Source organism: Kribbella sp. NPDC051936, from assembly GCF_040680955.1.
Lineage (GTDB): Bacteria > Actinomycetota > Actinomycetes > Propionibacteriales > Kribbellaceae > Kribbella.
In genome coordinates this window covers 206,648-221,023 of the sequence record NZ_JBFAXS010000004.1, presented here as the reverse complement: position 1 = coordinate 221,023, position 14,376 = coordinate 206,648, and the positions used below count along the sequence as shown (strand labels likewise).

Below are 14,376 nucleotides of genomic sequence, written 5' to 3'. Positions count from 1 at the left end.
GCAGACCCACCTCGCGCGTGTTTGAGCCCCCACCAACCAGATCCGGCGGCGGAATCCGGTTGGTGGGGGCTCAAGGACGGGATCGCTTTGCATAATCATGCAGAGTGATGCATACTTTTCCTGTGTCCAAGGTGCTTACTTCTTTGCCGGTCGGTGAGCGGGTCGGGATTGCCTTCTCGGGTGGTCTCGACACGTCGGTTGCGGTTGCGTGGATGCGGGACAAGGGTGCGATCCCGTGCACGTACACCGCTGATCTCGGGCAGTACGACGAGCCCGACATCGCGTCCGTGCCCGGCCGTGCGACGGCCTACGGCGCGGAGATCACCCAGCTGGTGGACTGCCGCGCGGCGCTCGTCGAGGAAGGTCTCGCGGCGCTCGCCTGCGGCGCGTTCCACATCCGGTCGGGCGGGCGGACCTACTTCAACACCACCCCGATCGGGCGGGCGGTGACCGGCACCCTGCTGGTCAAGGCGATGCTCGACGACGACGTCCAGATCTGGGGCGACGGCTCGACGTTCAAGGGCAACGACATCGAGCGGTTCTATCGGTACGGCCTGCTCGCGAACCCGCAGCTGCGGATCTACAAGCCGTGGCTGGACGCGCAGTTCGTGCACGAGCTGGGCGGCCGGAAGGAGATGTCGGAGTGGCTGGTCGCGCACGGCTTGCCCTACCGCGACAGCACCGAGAAGGCCTACTCCACCGACGCGAACATCTGGGGCGCCACCCACGAGGCGAAGACCCTCGAGCACCTCGACACCGGGGTGGAGACGGTGGACCCGATCATGGGCGTCGCGCACTGGGACCCCACGGTGGAGATCCCCGCCGAGGACGTCACGATCGGGTTCGTGCAGGGCCGGCCGGTGACGATCAACGGCAAGGAGTTCGGTTCCGCGGTCGACCTGGTGCTGGAGGCGAACGCGATCGGCGGCCGGCACGGGCTCGGCATGTCGGACCAGATCGAGAACCGGGTCATCGAGGCGAAGAGCCGGGGCATCTACGAGGCGCCCGGGATGGCGCTGCTGCACGCGGCGTACGAGCGGCTGGTGAACGCGATCCACAACGAGGACACGCTGGCCAGCTACCACACCGAGGGCCGCAAGCTCGGCCGGCTGATGTACGAGGGCCGCTGGCTCGACCCGCAGTCGCTGATGATCCGGGAGTCGCTGCAGCGCTGGGTCGGTACGGCGGTCACCGGCGAGGTCACGCTGCGGCTGCGGCGGGGCGAGGACTACTCGATCCTCGACACCACCGGTCCCGCCCTCAGCTACCACCCGGACAAGCTGTCGATGGAGCGGATCGAGGACTCGGCGTTCGGCCCGGTCGACAGGATCGGCCAGCTGACCATGCGGAACCTGGATATCGCGGACTCGCGCTCGAAGCTGGAGCAGTACGCCGGCCTCGGCATGTTCGGCTCCGCGAACCCCGCGCTCGCGTCCTCGACCGAACTGATCGGTGAACTCCCCAAGGGCGGCGCCGAGGCGATCGCGTCCCGCGGCGAGGCCACCGAGGAGGACGAGCTCCTCGACCGGGCCGCGATGGAGTCGGGCACCGACTGAGATCTTCAGTCGTGGGCCGCGGTTAACGGCATCCAGCGAGATGCGACCGCGGCCCTCGACTGGGCCGGACGGGTCCGATCAGCCGGCGGCGTCGGCCGGGCGGGGCCGGTCAGCCGCGCCCGTGGCCGCGCGTGCCCCTGGCCCGATCGGCCGGCCTGGCGGCCGCACCGTCGCCGGATTCGGAGCGAGCTTCGGTGCCGGTGCCGGTTCTGGTGCCTGTTCTGGGCGACGGCGGCGTCATCCCGGCGCCCGACTGCCGCCGGATCTCCTCCACCTGCAGGAAACGCGCGCGGTTGATCGCGCCACCCAGCACCAGGCCCGCGCGGCCGGCCGCGTCCTGCGCCAGCTTCTCGTACTGCCCTCGGAGCACGCGATCGGCTCCCCGCCCGGCGAGGTCACCGAGCCGACCGTCGGAGGTCCGGACACTCAGCTGCGAGACCGCCTGCGCAGTCACCAGCGCGGCCTGCTGGGCAGCCGCCGACCGTTCCTCCGCCGGTAGCGCCTCGAAGTGCGTGCCCGAGTTCATGCGTGCCTCGACGGCCGTCTGCAGACGGTGGCCGGGAGCCGCCGCGGACATCTGTTCCGCGATCTCGGCCGCCGGGCGGTCGGCAGGCCCGAACTCCTCCGCGACCGCGTGCAGAAAGGCCGGACGCAGCGAGTTCTCGACGTCCGCGATGTACTGGCGTTCCTCGGCAGTGATCGGACGGGGCGCGGGAAAGGGTTCGGACATGCCGGGGAGTGAACCAGGCCGCGGGGTCAGGCGTCGAAGTCGAGGGTCACCTGGGGTGTGGTCGGGTGGGACTGGCAGGTGAGGACGTAGCCGGCGCGGATCTCGTCGGGCTCCAGCGCCCAGTTGGTGTCCATCCGGACGTTGCCGTCGAGGACCTTGGCACGGCAGGTGCCGCAGACGCCGCCCTTGCAGGCGAACGGGGCGTCGGACCGTACGGCGAGCGTCGCGTCCAGCACCGCCTTGGAGTGCTCCCCCAGCGCGAACGTCGACCGGCGACCGTCGAGGATCACGGTGACCTGCGCTGCGTCCTCGTCGGCGGTCGATTCCTCGACGGGTGCCGTGGGCGCCTCGTCGCCGACGTGGAAGAGCTCGGCGTGGACGTGCTCGCGCGCGACGCCCTCGGCCAGCAGCAGGTCCTGAGCGCCGACGACCATCGCGTACGGGCCGCAGAGGAACCACTCGTCGACCGAGTCCAGCGGGAGGATCGTCGCGAACATCCGCTGCAGCCGATCGGCGTCGATCCGTCCGCTGAACAGCTCCACCTCGGTCGTCTCGCGCGACAGCACGTGCACGAGGTGGAAGCGCTCGGGGTACCGGTCCTTCAGGTCGGCCAGCTCGTCGGCGAACATCACCGACCCCGCGGTGCGGTTGCCGTACAGCAGCGTGACGCGGCTCGACGGCTCGATCGAGAGGACCGTCGCGACCAGCGACAGCACGGGCGTGATGCCGCTGCCGGCGGCGACGAACGCGTAGTGCTTGGCGTTCGCGGCGTCGAACGTCGTACCGAACCGGCCGAGCGGGGTCATCACCTCGAGCTCGTCGCCGGCCTTCAGGTCGTTGGCGGCGTACGCCGAGAACTCGCCGCCGGGGATCCGCTTCACGCCGATCCGCAGCACGCCCGATCCCGCGGGCGAGCAGATCGAGTAGCTGCGGCGAACCTCTTCCCCGGTCCGGCGGATCGTCAGGTGCTGGCCTGCGGCGAACTCGTACTCGTCCGCGAGCTCGGGCGGCACGGCGAAGGTGATCGCCACCGAGTCGTCGGTGATCGCCTCGATCGCGGCCACCTTGAGCGGATGGAAGGTCGCGCGGCGGCGGGGGGCGACGGTCGTCATCTAGATCGCCTTGAAGTGGTCGAAGGGTTCCTTGCAGCTGTTGCAGCGCCACAGGGACTTGCAGGAGGTGGAACCGAAGCGGCTCAGCTCCGTCGTGTCCGGCGAGCCGCACAGCGGGCAGCGCACAGTCAGCGCGAGCGCCACCGGTCCGCCGACGGCTCGACGACCGGTCGGCGGGGCGATGCCGTACTCGGTGAGTTTGGCCTTGCCGGTCTCGGTCATCCAGTCGGTGGTCCAGGCCGGCGACAACACGGTCTCGACGCGGCCGTCGACGTTCAGCGAGCGGAGCGTGAGCTCGACCTCGTGACGGATCAGGTCCATCGCCGGGCAGCCGGAGTACGTGGGGGTGATGGTCACCACGACCTCGTCGCCCTCGTGCCGGAGGCCGCGCAGGACGCCGAGGTCGTCGATCGTGAGGACCGGCACCTCCGGATCGGTGACCTCGCCGACCGCTTCGAGGATCGCCTCGTCGGTCACCATGTCGCACCTGGGTGGGATCTCGCGACGTGCTGGAGTTCGGCGAGGAGGTAGCCCATGTGTTCGGTATGGCGACCGTCGCGACCGCCGGTGTGCTGATAGGACGACGACGGTAGCTCACACGTCGACTGGTCGATGACAGCCAGGACTCGATCGGTCCAGGCGTCCTGCAGAGTCGAGGGATCGACGGCTACGTCCAGCCGCTGCACCAGCGCGTCCGACTCGAACATCTCGGCGGTGTACGGCCACAGCGCGTCGAGGGCTGCCTGCATGCGGCGGTGGCTCTCGTCGGTCCCGTCGCCGAGGCGCAGCACCCACTGCGTCGCGTGGTCGACGTGATACGCGACCTCCTTGACCGCCTTCCCCGCGACACCGGCGAGCGTCTCGTCGGCGCAGGACCGCAGCTCGTCGTACATGAGCTGCTGGTACGTCGCGAAGTAGAGCAGCCGCGCCATCGCGTGCGCGAAGTCGCCGTTCGGCAGCTCGCACAGCTGCAGGTTGCGGAACTCGCGCTCGTCGCGGAAGTACGCCAGCTCGTCCTCGGTGCGGCCGTCGAGCGAACCGGCGTACTGCAGCAGTGACCGGGCCTGCCCCAGCTGGTCCAGCCCGATGTTGCCGAGCGCAACGTCCTCCTCGAGCTGCGGCGCGGCCGCGATCCACTCGGCGGTACGCTGCGCCGCGATCAGCGCGTCGTCGCCGAGGCGGAGCGTATAGACGAACAGGTCGCTCACAGGTGCTCGACACCTTCCGGGACCTCGTAGAACGTCGGGTGCCGGTACACCTTGTCGCCGGCCGGGTCGAAGAACTCGTCCTTCTCGTCCGGGCTGGACGCGGTGATGTCGGACGCCCGCACCACCCAGATCGAGACGCCTTCCTGGCGGCGCGTGTACACGTCCCGCGCGTTCCGCAATGCCATCGTCGCGTCGGGGGCGTGCAAGCTACCGACATGCGTGTGCGACAGCCCGCGGCGCGACCGCACGAACACCTCCCACAACGGCTCGACGCTCATGCCGCGGCCTCCTGACGAGCAGCCTGCTTCGCCGCGTACGCCGCCGCGGCCTCGCGCACCCACGCGCCGTCCTCGTGCGCCTTGACCCGCTTGGCCAGCCGCTGCCGGTTGCACGGACCGTTGCCCTTGACAACTTCGTACAGCTCCGCGTAGTCCGGCTCGGTGAAGCGGTAGTGACCCGACACCTCGTCGTACGTCAGGCCGTCGTCGGGCACCCGCAGCCCGAGTACGTCGGCCTGCGGGACGGTCATGTCGACGAACCGCTGCCGCAGCTCGTCGTTGCTGTGCCGCTTGATCCCCCACGCCATCGACTGCTCCGAGTGCGTCGACGCGGCGTCCGGCGGGCCGAACATCATCAGCGACGGCCACCACCAGCGGTCCAGGGCGTCCTGCGCCATCGCCTTCTGCGCCTCGGTGCCCTGGGACAGCGTGTGCAGGATCTCGAAGCCCTGCCGCTGGTGGAACGACTCCTCCTTGCAGACCCGCACCATCGCCCGCGCGTACGGACCGTACGAGCAGCGGCACAGCGGCACCTGGTTGACGATCGCGGCGCCGTCCACCAGCCAGCCGATCGCGCCGATGTCGGCCCAGGTCAGCGTCGGGTAGTTGAAGATGCTGGAGTACTTCTGCTTGCCGCTGTGCAGCAGGTCGAGCAGGTCCGCGCGGTCGACGCCGAGCGTCTCCGCGGCGGCATACAGGTAGAGACCGTGGCCGGCCTCGTCCTGCACCTTCGCCATCAGGATCGCCTTGCGGCGCAGCGACGGCGCGCGACTGATCCAGTTGCCCTCCGGCTGCATGCCGATGATCTCGGAGTGCGCGTGCTGCGCGATCTGCCGGATCAGGGTCTTGCGGTACCCGTCCGGCATCGCGTCCCGCGGCTCGATCCGGCCGTCGGCGTCGATGGTCGCCTGGAAGCTGTCGTCCATACCCTCAGCATATGTGACACTTTTTCTCGGAATCAACAACAGGTGTCACAAAGGTGGTGCTGGACCTACCCCGGGGAGTGGGTCTGACGCACTGGGGAAGAGCTGTCACGGACGGCGAGGATTCTGTCATCCGTTCAAGGGCTAAACAGTTTCCCGGAGGACTCCGTGACCACCACACTCACCCCGGCCGTAGACCACCGCGGGCCCGTCACCGGCCGCGAGCGAGCACTCGCGCCGGACCTGATCCGCGGCGCGATGCTGCTGCTGATCGGCCTGGCGAACAGCGCCAACTACGCGTTCGCCGGCCAGCCCGGCGTGGAGAGCGCGCCCCACGGCTTCGAACGCGTGCTGAACTTCCTCAAACTCACCTTCGTCGACGCCCGGGCGTACCCGGTGTTCGCCGTGATGTTCGGCTACGGCCTGGTGCAGCTCGCCCGCCGGCAGCGGTCGTCGGGGGCCGGCACCGGTGCCGTGCGGCGGATCCTGCTGAAGCGCAACGCCTGGCTGATCGCCTTCGGCCTCGCGCACGCGTCGCTGCTGTACTTCGGCGACTTCCTCGGCGCCTACGGCGTCGTCGGCATCGCCAGCACGCTGTTCCTGCTCAACCGCGGCGACAAGTTCCACCGGATCGCCCTCGGCATCTGGGCGCTGATGGCGGTCGAGGTCCTTGTCGTCGGAGCCGCGGCTGTGCTCGCGGTCGTCGACAATTCAGGTCCCGCCCACGCGCTGACCAACTCGCCGAACCCGTCGCTGGACGCGTCGTCGTACCTGGGCAGCTTGGTCGACCGGCTGCACGAGTACCCGCTGCACATGGCCAGCGTGCTGCCCTTCATCGTGATCGTCTGGCTCGGTATCTGGGCCGCCCGCAAGCAGGTGCTGGAGAACCCGGCCGCACACAAGACCCTGCTGACGCGCGTCGCCGTCTGCTGCCTCGGCCTGACGTTCGTCGGCGGGCTGCCGCTCGCGCTGGCCGGCGCCGGCTGGCTGCACGTCGACGAGAACGCGGTGGACGCGCTCAGTCTGCTGTCCCACGTGTCCGGCATGTTCGGCGGTCCGGGGTACGTCGCGCTGTTCGGTCTGCTCGTCGCCCGGCTCCGCAGGCGGTCGCTCCCGGTGCGGGCCATGGCCGCGCTCGGCCAGCGGTCGCTGTCCGGTTACCTGTTCCAGTCGGTGTCGTGGATGGTTCTGCTGGCACCCTTCACGCTGGACCTCGACCTCTTCGGAAGTACGGCGTACACCGCGGCGCTGGTCGCGATCGGCGTCTGGATCGTCTCGGTCGCCGGGGCGTACGCGATGAGCCTGCGTTCCTACCGTGGACCGGCCGAGACCCTGCTGCGGCGGCTCGTGTACTGACTTGCGAGGATTGCGCACATGAGTGACTTCGGCGTACCGGAACCCGCCAACCTCTCGGATCTGTCCGCCGAGACGCCCGTAGCCGAGACCAGCGTGCGGCTGGCGCTGCCCGCGGAGGCCAACGCGATCGGCGAGATCCAGGTCGCGGCCTGGCGTACGTCGTACGCCGGGCTGCTACCGGCCGATGTCCTCGCCGAGCTCAACCCTGCGCAGTTCGCGGCCCAGTGGCGGGCCGCGCTGGTCGCCCCGGGCGAGGCGCGCAACCGGGTGATGGTGGCGCTGGCCGGCCGCACACTGGTCGGCTTCGCGGCCATCATGCCGTCCGACGACCCGGACGCCGACCCGCAGCGCGACGCACTGATCGCCGAGCTCGCCGTCGACCCGGAGTCCACGCGCGCCGGCCACGGTTCCCGGCTGCTCAACGCCGTCGTCGACACGATCCGCGCCGACGGCTTCCAGCGGGTCACCGTCTGGGTCAACTCCACCGACGACGTCCTCCGGGCGTTTTACACCGAGGCGGGCTGGGCCCCTGACGGCGCCCACCGCGAACTCGACCTCTACGGCGACGAGTCGGTCCGGATCAAGCAGATCCGCCTCCACACCGACCCCGGAACGGAGTAGCCGTCCATGCAGGTCGAGGTCAACGACGTCGGCGACATGGTCCTCACCGAGGCGGCCGCCCTGCGCGCTCTCGCGCACCCGGTGCGCCTCGCGCTGCTGGACCGGCTGACCCGCGGTACGGCGACCATCGCGGAGCTGGCCGAGCAGGTCGGGGTCGGATCCGCCGAAGCCCGGGGACATGTCGAAGGCCTCGCCGAGGTGGGCCTGCTCGTCGCCGACGGCGACGGGTGGCGGGCGGTCGGGCGCGGTGTGTTCTTCGAGGTGCCGGAATCCGGGCCCGAGGAGGTCCAACTGGCCGCGCGCGAGCTGAGCAACGCGATGCTGCTGAACTACGAGCAGGTGCCGCGGGACTGGGTCGAGCAGACCGAGCCGAAGCTCGAGCTGGACTGGGCGCGGGCGGCAGGCCTGTTCAACGCCGGTATGACGGTCACCGCGGACGAACTGCGGACCATCCAGGAAGACCTGGAGACGATGCTCAAGCCGTACCTGAACCGCACCGAGCAGCCCGAGGGCAGCCGGCGGATCCGGATGCTCGCGTACTTCCTGCCGTCGTCCGGCGCATAGCGGATAGCAGGCCGCCGATCGGCGACGAGCCGGGGGTGGTGCTCGACGGTTGTCAGCGAGCATGACAGATTGTCACGGACCGATCACGCATGGCCATCCGCTGGAGTCCGTATGAAGTACCTTCCCCTGGCCGTCGGCCTAGGGCTGTCCGTTGCCGCTGTTCTCGTCGTGCCGGGGTCGGGAGCGACCGCCTCCATGCAAACGGAGACCGTCGTCGACAGACCACATCCGGTCGCGAACAAGTACCTCGACCAGAAACCGCACTGGTACCTCTGCGGCGAACCCGAGATGCGGACCTTCTGCGCGAAGATCACCGTTCCGCGCGACTGGGCCAACCAGTACTCCGGCAACGATCTCCAGATCGCGGTCAGCAAGGTCGCGCCCGCCAAGGGCAAGCCGAGCCGTGTGGTGTTCGGCAACCCGGGCGGGCCGGGTGGCGCGGGCCTCGGGATGGCGCCGTACCTCGCGAGCCAGGCGCCGCTCGCGAAGGACCACCTCGCCGTCGGCTTCGATCCGCGCGGCACCGGCGGCAGCTCGAACGTCAGCTGCGACGGGACGCCCGGCTACACGATGGACGCCCGCGACCGCGACCCCGCGAACCGCGACCTGATCGCGGAGGCGTCGGCGATGGCCAACACGTACTGCGACCGCCAGTCCCGCGGCCTGCTCCCGTACATCACGACGGCCCAGACCGTGCAGGACATGGACCTGATCCGGCAGCTGCTCGGCTACGACAAGATCGACTACCTCGGGTACTCCGGCGGCACCTGGCTCGGCGCGTACTACCAGACTTACTTCCCCGAGCACGTCGGCCGCTTCGTGCTGGACTCGAACACCGACTTCACCAGGACGTGGCTCGACACGTTCGTCAGCCAGCCGCAGGCCTTCGAGCGCCGCTTCCGTGAGGACTTCGCGCCCTGGGCGGCCAGGTACGACGCCCAACTGCACCTCGGCTCGTCACCGGGCGCGGTCATCCGGCTGTACGAACGGTTGCGGCGAACGTTGAAGGAACGGCCGGCGACCGAGGAGTTCCTGGACGGCGCGGTGAACGTCACCTATGACGAGAACGTCCTCGACCAGATGGTGTCCGGCGACATGTACTCGAAACTCGACTTCCATTCCCTCGCGGCCGACCTGTTGTTCCTCACCGACCTTTCCGCGGCCCAGGCGAAAGGCGGTCCGCGGGCCGCGCAACGCCACGTCGACGCGCTCTCGCCGGCCCGCCGGCAGCAACTCGTGAAACGCGCCGGCCGGGAAGCCGTCGGCCTGCGGATGCTCGGTGCGGACGACGCCGAGGACGCCACCTTCACCGCGATCACGTGCAACGACACGGTCTGGCCGCAAGGCCGCGAGTACGGCGAGCAACTCGCCGCCCGGCTCGGTCCGCACTTCCCGCTGGTCGGCTGGACGATGACCCAGAACCCCTGCTTCTACTGGGACCGGCCGAACCTGACGATGCCGACGCCCACCGGGAAAGGCCTGCCCACGACGCTGATGGTGCAGTCGGTGCACGACCCGGCGACCAGTTACAGCCTGGCCGCCTCCGCGCACAGCCGGTACGCCGGCTCGCGGCTGCTGACCGTCACGGGCGAGGGCGACCACGGCGTGTACGGCGGCGTGAACCGCTGCGCGGACCGGATCGTCAACACGTTCCTCACCACCGGTGTCGCGCCGGCCAAGGACGTTTCCTGTGCTGGTGAAGGGATTCCCGCCCCCGAGACCGAGGAACCCGCTTTCGACGACGGCAGCGGCGCCCCGCTGCGGAAGATCGCGGGATTCGCCAAGGCGATTTCCGGATATCTGCCGTAACGAGCGTTTGACAGCCGCCGGAATTCATCTACGGACCGGCAGTTCACGGTCACCGTCGGCGAATTCCGGCGGAGGCTTTCGTTGTCAGGACAAATTTGTCAGGGCGATGTCAGGGTTCCGTCCCTGTGCGACACAGCGTGATAACGACAACATTGAGTCAGCGCGGAGGAACCGGGCGTCGACTGGGAGGGCTCGACGACGGTGACCATCGCCGACGTGGCTTCGGCCGGCTGTGAGGTGGGGGGACTGCCTGGGGGGTCAGACAGAGACACAGCCGGCCGGGTCACGCATTCGCCATCCGTGCCACCAGATCCCTCGCGGGGCACCGTCGATCCCCCAGGTCGTGGTGTCTCGCGAGGCACCATCGGTCTCAGAGCGGATCCCGGGTCCGTGCGGTCGATGGAGCCCCGGGCGGCGGGTACCCGTCCGCGACCGCGGCCAACGGCGCCGCGCGGCCGGCCGACCAGGCGGCCCGGAAGGCCCGCCGCTCGAGGGATGCTTCGACGGCGGCTCGCGTCGCCTCACGATCGGCCTTCTCGATCACCGGCACCGGCGCGCCGATGACGTCGCGCACCCCGTCGGCGGCGCCGAGCAGGAAGGCGGCGTACTCGCTGCGTTTGCGTTGCTGGGCGACGGCGGCGAGCTCCTCCAGGACGCTGGCCGAGCGCCACCGGTCGCCCAGGTCACGATGCTCGGCGAGGCTCTCGTCGAGCAGGTGGACGGCGCGTTCGGTCAGGCCGCGCCGGCGCTCGATGATGCCGAGCAGGTTCATCGACCAGGCGACGCCCTCGCGGTAGCCGAGCCGTTGCGACAGCGCGAGGCTCTCCTGCAGCAGGTCCTCCGCCTCGACGAGCTCACCGCCGTATTGCGCGATCGCGCCGAGGCTGATCAGCGACCAGGCGAGTCCTTCGCCGTCGCCGACGACCCGGAAGCTGTCACGGGCCCGCCGGCACCGGCGTTCCCCGATCTCGAGGTCGCCACGCAGCCAGGCCACGAACCCGAGGTGGTTGTGCGCCCAGGCCATGCCGCCGCGGTCGCCGAGACTCTCGTACAGGTCGTAGCTCTCGCAGTGCAGGTCCTCGGCCGCCTCGTAGTCCCCGCGTTCGCGCGCGACCCCGCCGAGGCGCTGCAGCACCAACGCCGTACCGGCCGGGTCGTCGAGCTCCTTGTACTGCCGCAGAGCCGTCTGCAGTCGCGCGGTCGCGGCGTCGTACTCGCACTGGAGGAACGCCAGCGTTCCGGCGCCCAGGTTCGCTTTCGCGCACACCGCCGAGAGGTCCGCGATCTGTTCGGCCGGCACCGAGTCGCCGAGTTGCAGAGCGCGCTCGAGCCACTGGCTGCCCTCGGCGTAATGGCCGCGCAGGTAGCAGAACAGCCACAGGCCACCGGCCAGGCGCAGCGCCTCGGTGGCCGCGCCGGTCCGCAGCGCCCAGGCCATCGCGGCGCGCAGATTCGAGAGCTCGCCTTCCAACCGCTCGAGCCACTCCCCCTGGTCCGGTCCGCGCAGATGGCTCTCGGACTCCTCGGCCAGCTCTACGTAGTACCGGGCGTGCCGCGCAGCAGCCTCGTCCGTCTCGCCGGACGCCCGGAGCTGATCGGCCGCGAACTCCCGGATCACCCCGAGCATGTAGTACCGCGCGATGCCGCCGCGCCGGACCACCCGGATCAGCGACTTGTCCGCCAGCCTGCCGATGAGGTCGAGGGCCTCGGCCCGGGTGGCGCCGCCGGGCATGACCGCGGCGGCCGCGCCGAGCGTCCAGCCGCCCGCGAACACCGACAACTGGGCGAACGCGTCCCGCTCGGTCCGGGTGAGCAGCGCGTGACTCCACTCGATCGCGCCGTACATCGACTGCTGGCGCGGCGAAGCGGTCGGCGGGCCGCCGGCCAGGATGCTGAACGAGGTCTCGAGCTCGGTCGCCAGCTCCTCGATCGTCATCACGTTCGTCCGCGCCGCGGCCAGCTCGATCGCCAGCGGCATGCCCTCCAGGCGGCGTACGACGCGCGCGACCTGGTCGAGCTGGCCGGTCGGGTCGTAGCCACGCGCCGTCGCGCGCTCGACGAACAGCCGCACGGCTTCCGAGGACGCCAACTGGTCTGCGTCGTGCGGCAGCGACAACGCCGGTACGACGTACACGCTCTCGCCCGGCAGCCGGAGCAGCTCGCGGCTGGACGCGAGGATCGACAGGTTCGGGCAGTGCTCGAGCAGGGTTGCGCAGATCCGGCCGACCGTCGCGACCTGGTGCGAACAGTTGTCGAACACGAGCAGCATCGTGCTCCGGCCGATCTGCTCGGCGATCTCCTCGACCAGCCGGGTGCTCTCCAGCAGATGCATGCCGATCGAGGTCGCCGCCGTCGGCGCCACGGCCGCGGAGTCGGTCACCGAGGCGAGCGGCACCCAGCAGACGCCGTCCGGGAAGTTGTCAGCCACGCGGCCGGCGAGCGCCAGCGTGAGCCGCGTCTTGCCGACCCCGCCGGGCCCGGTCAAGGTGAGCAAACGAGTGATTCGCTGCCCCAGCAGGCGTGTCGTCGCGGTCAGCTCGGTCGTCCGCCCGATCAGTTCGCTGATCGGCGCCGGCGGTTGCCGAAGCGGCAGCCGTGCGGTGTCGGCCTCCTGGCGCGCGGCCGCGGTCAGCGCCGCGACGTCCGCATCACCGAGCCGCAGCGCGTCCGCGAGCAGGCGCAGCGTGTGCGCCCGCGGCGCACGTCGCCTCCCCCGCTCCAATGCCGCGATCGCGTCGACGCTCAGACCGGCGAGCTCCGCCAGCTTCTCCTGCGACAGCCCGGCCTCCCGCCGATGCCGTCGCAGCAGGCCACCGAACCCTGCCCCCTGCACGTCGTCCGAGCCACGGCGAGACCCGTCTGATGGCACAGGACGGCTCCACCCAGTCTCCGACCCTTTACGTGGCGGCTGCCACGTACCTTCCTGAAAATATCCCGTTCCGCACCCGGTTGTCAGTCATCTCGGGACGTTCACAGCGAACTCCCGGGTAACTCACGAGGTCCGGTCGTGGTGCGCGATCGCCGTCCGCATCGCCTCTCGGGCCCGCTTCCGGTCCCCCGCGGCGTCGTACGCCGTGGACAGCCGGAACCACACGCGCCAGTCGTCGGGGGCCGCTTCCGCCTCCGCCTGGTACCGCCCGAAGGCCTCGTCCGCGGCGGCCCGGTCGACCCGGCCGGACGGTCTGCGGGGCAGGTCGTCGACCGGCAGGCCACCGGCCGCCTCCAACTCGCGCGCCAGCACCTCGGTCCGCCGGCCGAACTGGATCTCGCGCCACACCAGGTAGCCGCCGAGGAGCGGGATGACCAGCACCGCGACGCCGAGCACGACCGGGACCGGCGTACCGACCTCGATCAGCAGCACGCCGCGCCAGCCGATCAGGACGGCGTACGCGACGAACACGACCGCCAGAACGAACGCGGTCTGCTTGGCCCTCATCGCTGTGTCATTGCCTTCCTCGCCCCACCACCCCGGTCAGGAAAGATCCATGAAGTGCTCGAGACCCACGGTCAGGCCCGGCGCGCCGCCGATCCGCCGGACGCCGAGGAGCACGCCGGCCATGAACGAGACGCGCGCCATCGAGTCGTGCCGGATCGTCAGCGTTTCGCCCTCGTCGCCGAACAGCACCTCCTGGTGCGCGATCAGGCCGCGCAGCCGGACGCCGTGCACCCGGATCCCGGCGACGTCCGCGCCGCGGGCGCCGTCGAGCGCCGTCGTGGTCGCGTCCGGGATCGGGGCGGAGCCGGCCTCGCGGCGCGCGTCGGCGATCAGCTCCGCCGTCCGGCGCGCTGTGCCGGACGGGGCGTCGACCTTGTCCGGGTGGTGCAGCTCGACGATCTCGACGGACTCGTAGTACGGCGCGGCCTTCGCGGCGAACTGCATCATCAGCACGGCGCCGATCGAGAAGTTCGGCGCGATCAGCACACCGGTCCCCGGCGCCTTCGCGAGCAGCTCGCGCAGGGCGGCGAGCCGCTCGTCGTCGAAGCCGGTGGTGCCGACGACGGCGTGGATGCCGTGCTCGATGCACCAGGCCAGGTTGTCCATCACGACCTCGGGACGGGTGAAATCGACCACCACCTCGGCGCCGGCCGCGGTCAGCGCGTCGAGCGCGTCGCCCTGGTCGAGCTGCGCGACCAGCTCACAGTCGGCGGCCTCCTCGACCGCGAGGCACGTCTGAGCGCCCATCCTGCCCTTGGCCCCCAGCACACCGACCTTGATCAT

The 14,376-nt window shown here is 70.3% G+C and carries 14 protein-coding genes; 5 read left to right on the top strand and 9 right to left on the bottom strand.

Going from position 1 to position 14,376, the window contains the following annotated elements; all coding sequences use genetic code 11:
* The first annotated feature begins 122 nt into the window (after positions 1–122).
* A complete protein-coding gene (gene argG, locus AB0L64_RS15025) occupies positions 123–1,556 on the top strand; it encodes an argininosuccinate synthase (RefSeq protein ID WP_363710698.1) in 1,434 nt (477 codons plus the stop codon).
* A 109-nt stretch (positions 1,557–1,665) separates the two neighbouring features.
* Here the strand turns inward: argG and AB0L64_RS15020 are convergent, their stop codons facing one another.
* The 6 genes from AB0L64_RS15020 to paaA are packed head-to-tail and all read right to left on the bottom strand — an operon-like array spanning position 1,666 to position 5,810.
* The gene (locus AB0L64_RS15020) at positions 1,666–2,286 is read right to left on the bottom strand and encodes a hypothetical protein (protein WP_363710697.1); all 621 of its coding nucleotides are present in this window, start codon (positions 2,284–2,286) and stop codon (positions 1,666–1,668) included.
* Between the two features lie 26 nt (positions 2,287–2,312).
* Positions 2,313–3,398, bottom strand: a complete 1,086-nt coding sequence (paaE, locus tag AB0L64_RS15015) for a 1,2-phenylacetyl-CoA epoxidase subunit PaaE (protein ID WP_363710696.1) — start codon at positions 3,396–3,398, stop codon at positions 2,313–2,315.
* Positions 3,399–3,878 (bottom strand): 1,2-phenylacetyl-CoA epoxidase subunit PaaD, encoded by a 480-nt coding sequence (gene paaD, locus AB0L64_RS15010; protein ID WP_363710695.1) that lies wholly within the window; start codon positions 3,876–3,878, stop codon positions 3,399–3,401. It abuts the gene before it with no gap.
* Positions 3,872–4,606: a 1,2-phenylacetyl-CoA epoxidase subunit PaaC gene (paaC, locus tag AB0L64_RS15005; RefSeq protein ID WP_363710694.1), complete on the bottom strand. Its 735-nt coding sequence runs from the start codon at positions 4,604–4,606 to the stop codon at positions 3,872–3,874. Before paaC ends, paaD begins: the two co-directional genes overlap by 7 nt.
* Positions 4,603–4,884: a 1,2-phenylacetyl-CoA epoxidase subunit PaaB gene (gene paaB / locus AB0L64_RS15000; protein WP_355690052.1), complete on the bottom strand. Its 282-nt coding sequence runs from the start codon at positions 4,882–4,884 to the stop codon at positions 4,603–4,605. The genes paaC and paaB overlap by 4 nt, the downstream gene beginning before the upstream one ends.
* Entirely contained in the window at positions 4,881–5,810 is a 930-nt protein-coding gene (paaA, locus tag AB0L64_RS14995) for a 1,2-phenylacetyl-CoA epoxidase subunit PaaA (RefSeq protein ID WP_363710693.1), read from the bottom strand. The genes paaB and paaA overlap by 4 nt, the downstream gene beginning before the upstream one ends.
* A gap of 165 nt (positions 5,811–5,975) precedes the next feature.
* On the opposite strand from paaA, the gene AB0L64_RS14990 reads away from it, so the two are divergent.
* The 4 genes from AB0L64_RS14990 to AB0L64_RS14975 all read left to right on the top strand — a co-directional run bounded on the left by AB0L64_RS14990 (position 5,976) and on the right by AB0L64_RS14975 (position 10,157).
* Positions 5,976–7,163: a DUF418 domain-containing protein gene (locus tag AB0L64_RS14990; RefSeq protein ID WP_363710692.1), complete on the top strand. Its 1,188-nt coding sequence runs from the start codon at positions 5,976–5,978 to the stop codon at positions 7,161–7,163.
* Positions 7,164–7,181: 18 nt separating this feature from the next.
* On the top strand, positions 7,182–7,784 hold the full coding sequence (locus AB0L64_RS14985; protein WP_363710691.1) for a GNAT family N-acetyltransferase: 603 nt from the start codon (positions 7,182–7,184) through the stop codon (positions 7,782–7,784).
* Positions 7,785–7,790: 6 nt separating this feature from the next.
* On the top strand, positions 7,791–8,348 hold the full coding sequence (locus tag AB0L64_RS14980; RefSeq protein ID WP_363710690.1) for a helix-turn-helix domain-containing protein: 558 nt from the start codon (positions 7,791–7,793) through the stop codon (positions 8,346–8,348).
* 111 nt (positions 8,349–8,459) lie between these two features.
* Positions 8,460–10,157 (top strand): alpha/beta hydrolase, encoded by a 1,698-nt coding sequence (locus AB0L64_RS14975; protein WP_363710689.1) that lies wholly within the window; start codon positions 8,460–8,462, stop codon positions 10,155–10,157.
* 370 nt (positions 10,158–10,527) lie between these two features.
* On the opposite strand, the gene AB0L64_RS14970 is transcribed toward AB0L64_RS14975, so the two are convergent.
* The 3 genes from AB0L64_RS14970 to dapB form a co-directional block, all read right to left on the bottom strand.
* Positions 10,528–13,026: a tetratricopeptide repeat protein gene (locus AB0L64_RS14970; protein WP_363710688.1), complete on the bottom strand. Its 2,499-nt coding sequence runs from the start codon at positions 13,024–13,026 to the stop codon at positions 10,528–10,530.
* Positions 13,027–13,149: 123 nt separating this feature from the next.
* Positions 13,150–13,593 carry a hypothetical protein gene (locus tag AB0L64_RS14965; protein ID WP_363710687.1) on the bottom strand — a complete coding sequence of 148 codons (444 nt, stop codon included), beginning with the start codon at positions 13,591–13,593 and terminating at the stop codon, positions 13,150–13,152.
* Positions 13,594–13,629: 36 nt separating this feature from the next.
* Positions 13,630–14,376 (bottom strand): 4-hydroxy-tetrahydrodipicolinate reductase, encoded by a 747-nt coding sequence (dapB, locus tag AB0L64_RS14960; protein ID WP_363710686.1) that lies wholly within the window; start codon positions 14,374–14,376, stop codon positions 13,630–13,632.

Coding starts and splice junctions, on each gene's coding strand:
- AB0L64_RS15020 (WP_363710697.1), bottom strand. CDS start 2,286: ATGTCCGAACCCTTTCCCGCGCCCCGTCCGATCACTGCCGAGGAACGC.
- paaE (WP_363710696.1), bottom strand. CDS start 3,398: ATGACGACCGTCGCCCCCCGCCGCCGCGCGACCTTCCATCCGCTCAAG.
- paaD (WP_363710695.1), bottom strand. CDS start 3,878: ATGGTGACCGACGAGGCGATCCTCGAAGCGGTCGGCGAGGTCACCGAT.
- paaB (WP_355690052.1), bottom strand. CDS start 4,884: ATGAGCGTCGAGCCGTTGTGGGAGGTGTTCGTGCGGTCGCGCCGCGGG.
- paaA (WP_363710693.1), bottom strand. CDS start 5,810: ATGGACGACAGCTTCCAGGCGACCATCGACGCCGACGGCCGGATCGAG.
- AB0L64_RS14985 (WP_363710691.1), top strand. CDS start 7,182: ATGAGTGACTTCGGCGTACCGGAACCCGCCAACCTCTCGGATCTGTCC.
- AB0L64_RS14980 (WP_363710690.1), top strand. CDS start 7,791: ATGCAGGTCGAGGTCAACGACGTCGGCGACATGGTCCTCACCGAGGCG.
- AB0L64_RS14975 (WP_363710689.1), top strand. CDS start 8,460: ATGAAGTACCTTCCCCTGGCCGTCGGCCTAGGGCTGTCCGTTGCCGCT.
- AB0L64_RS14965 (WP_363710687.1), bottom strand. CDS start 13,593: ATGAGGGCCAAGCAGACCGCGTTCGTTCTGGCGGTCGTGTTCGTCGCG.
- dapB (WP_363710686.1), bottom strand. CDS start 14,376: ATGATCAAGGTCGGTGTGCTGGGGGCCAAGGGCAGGATGGGCGCTCAG.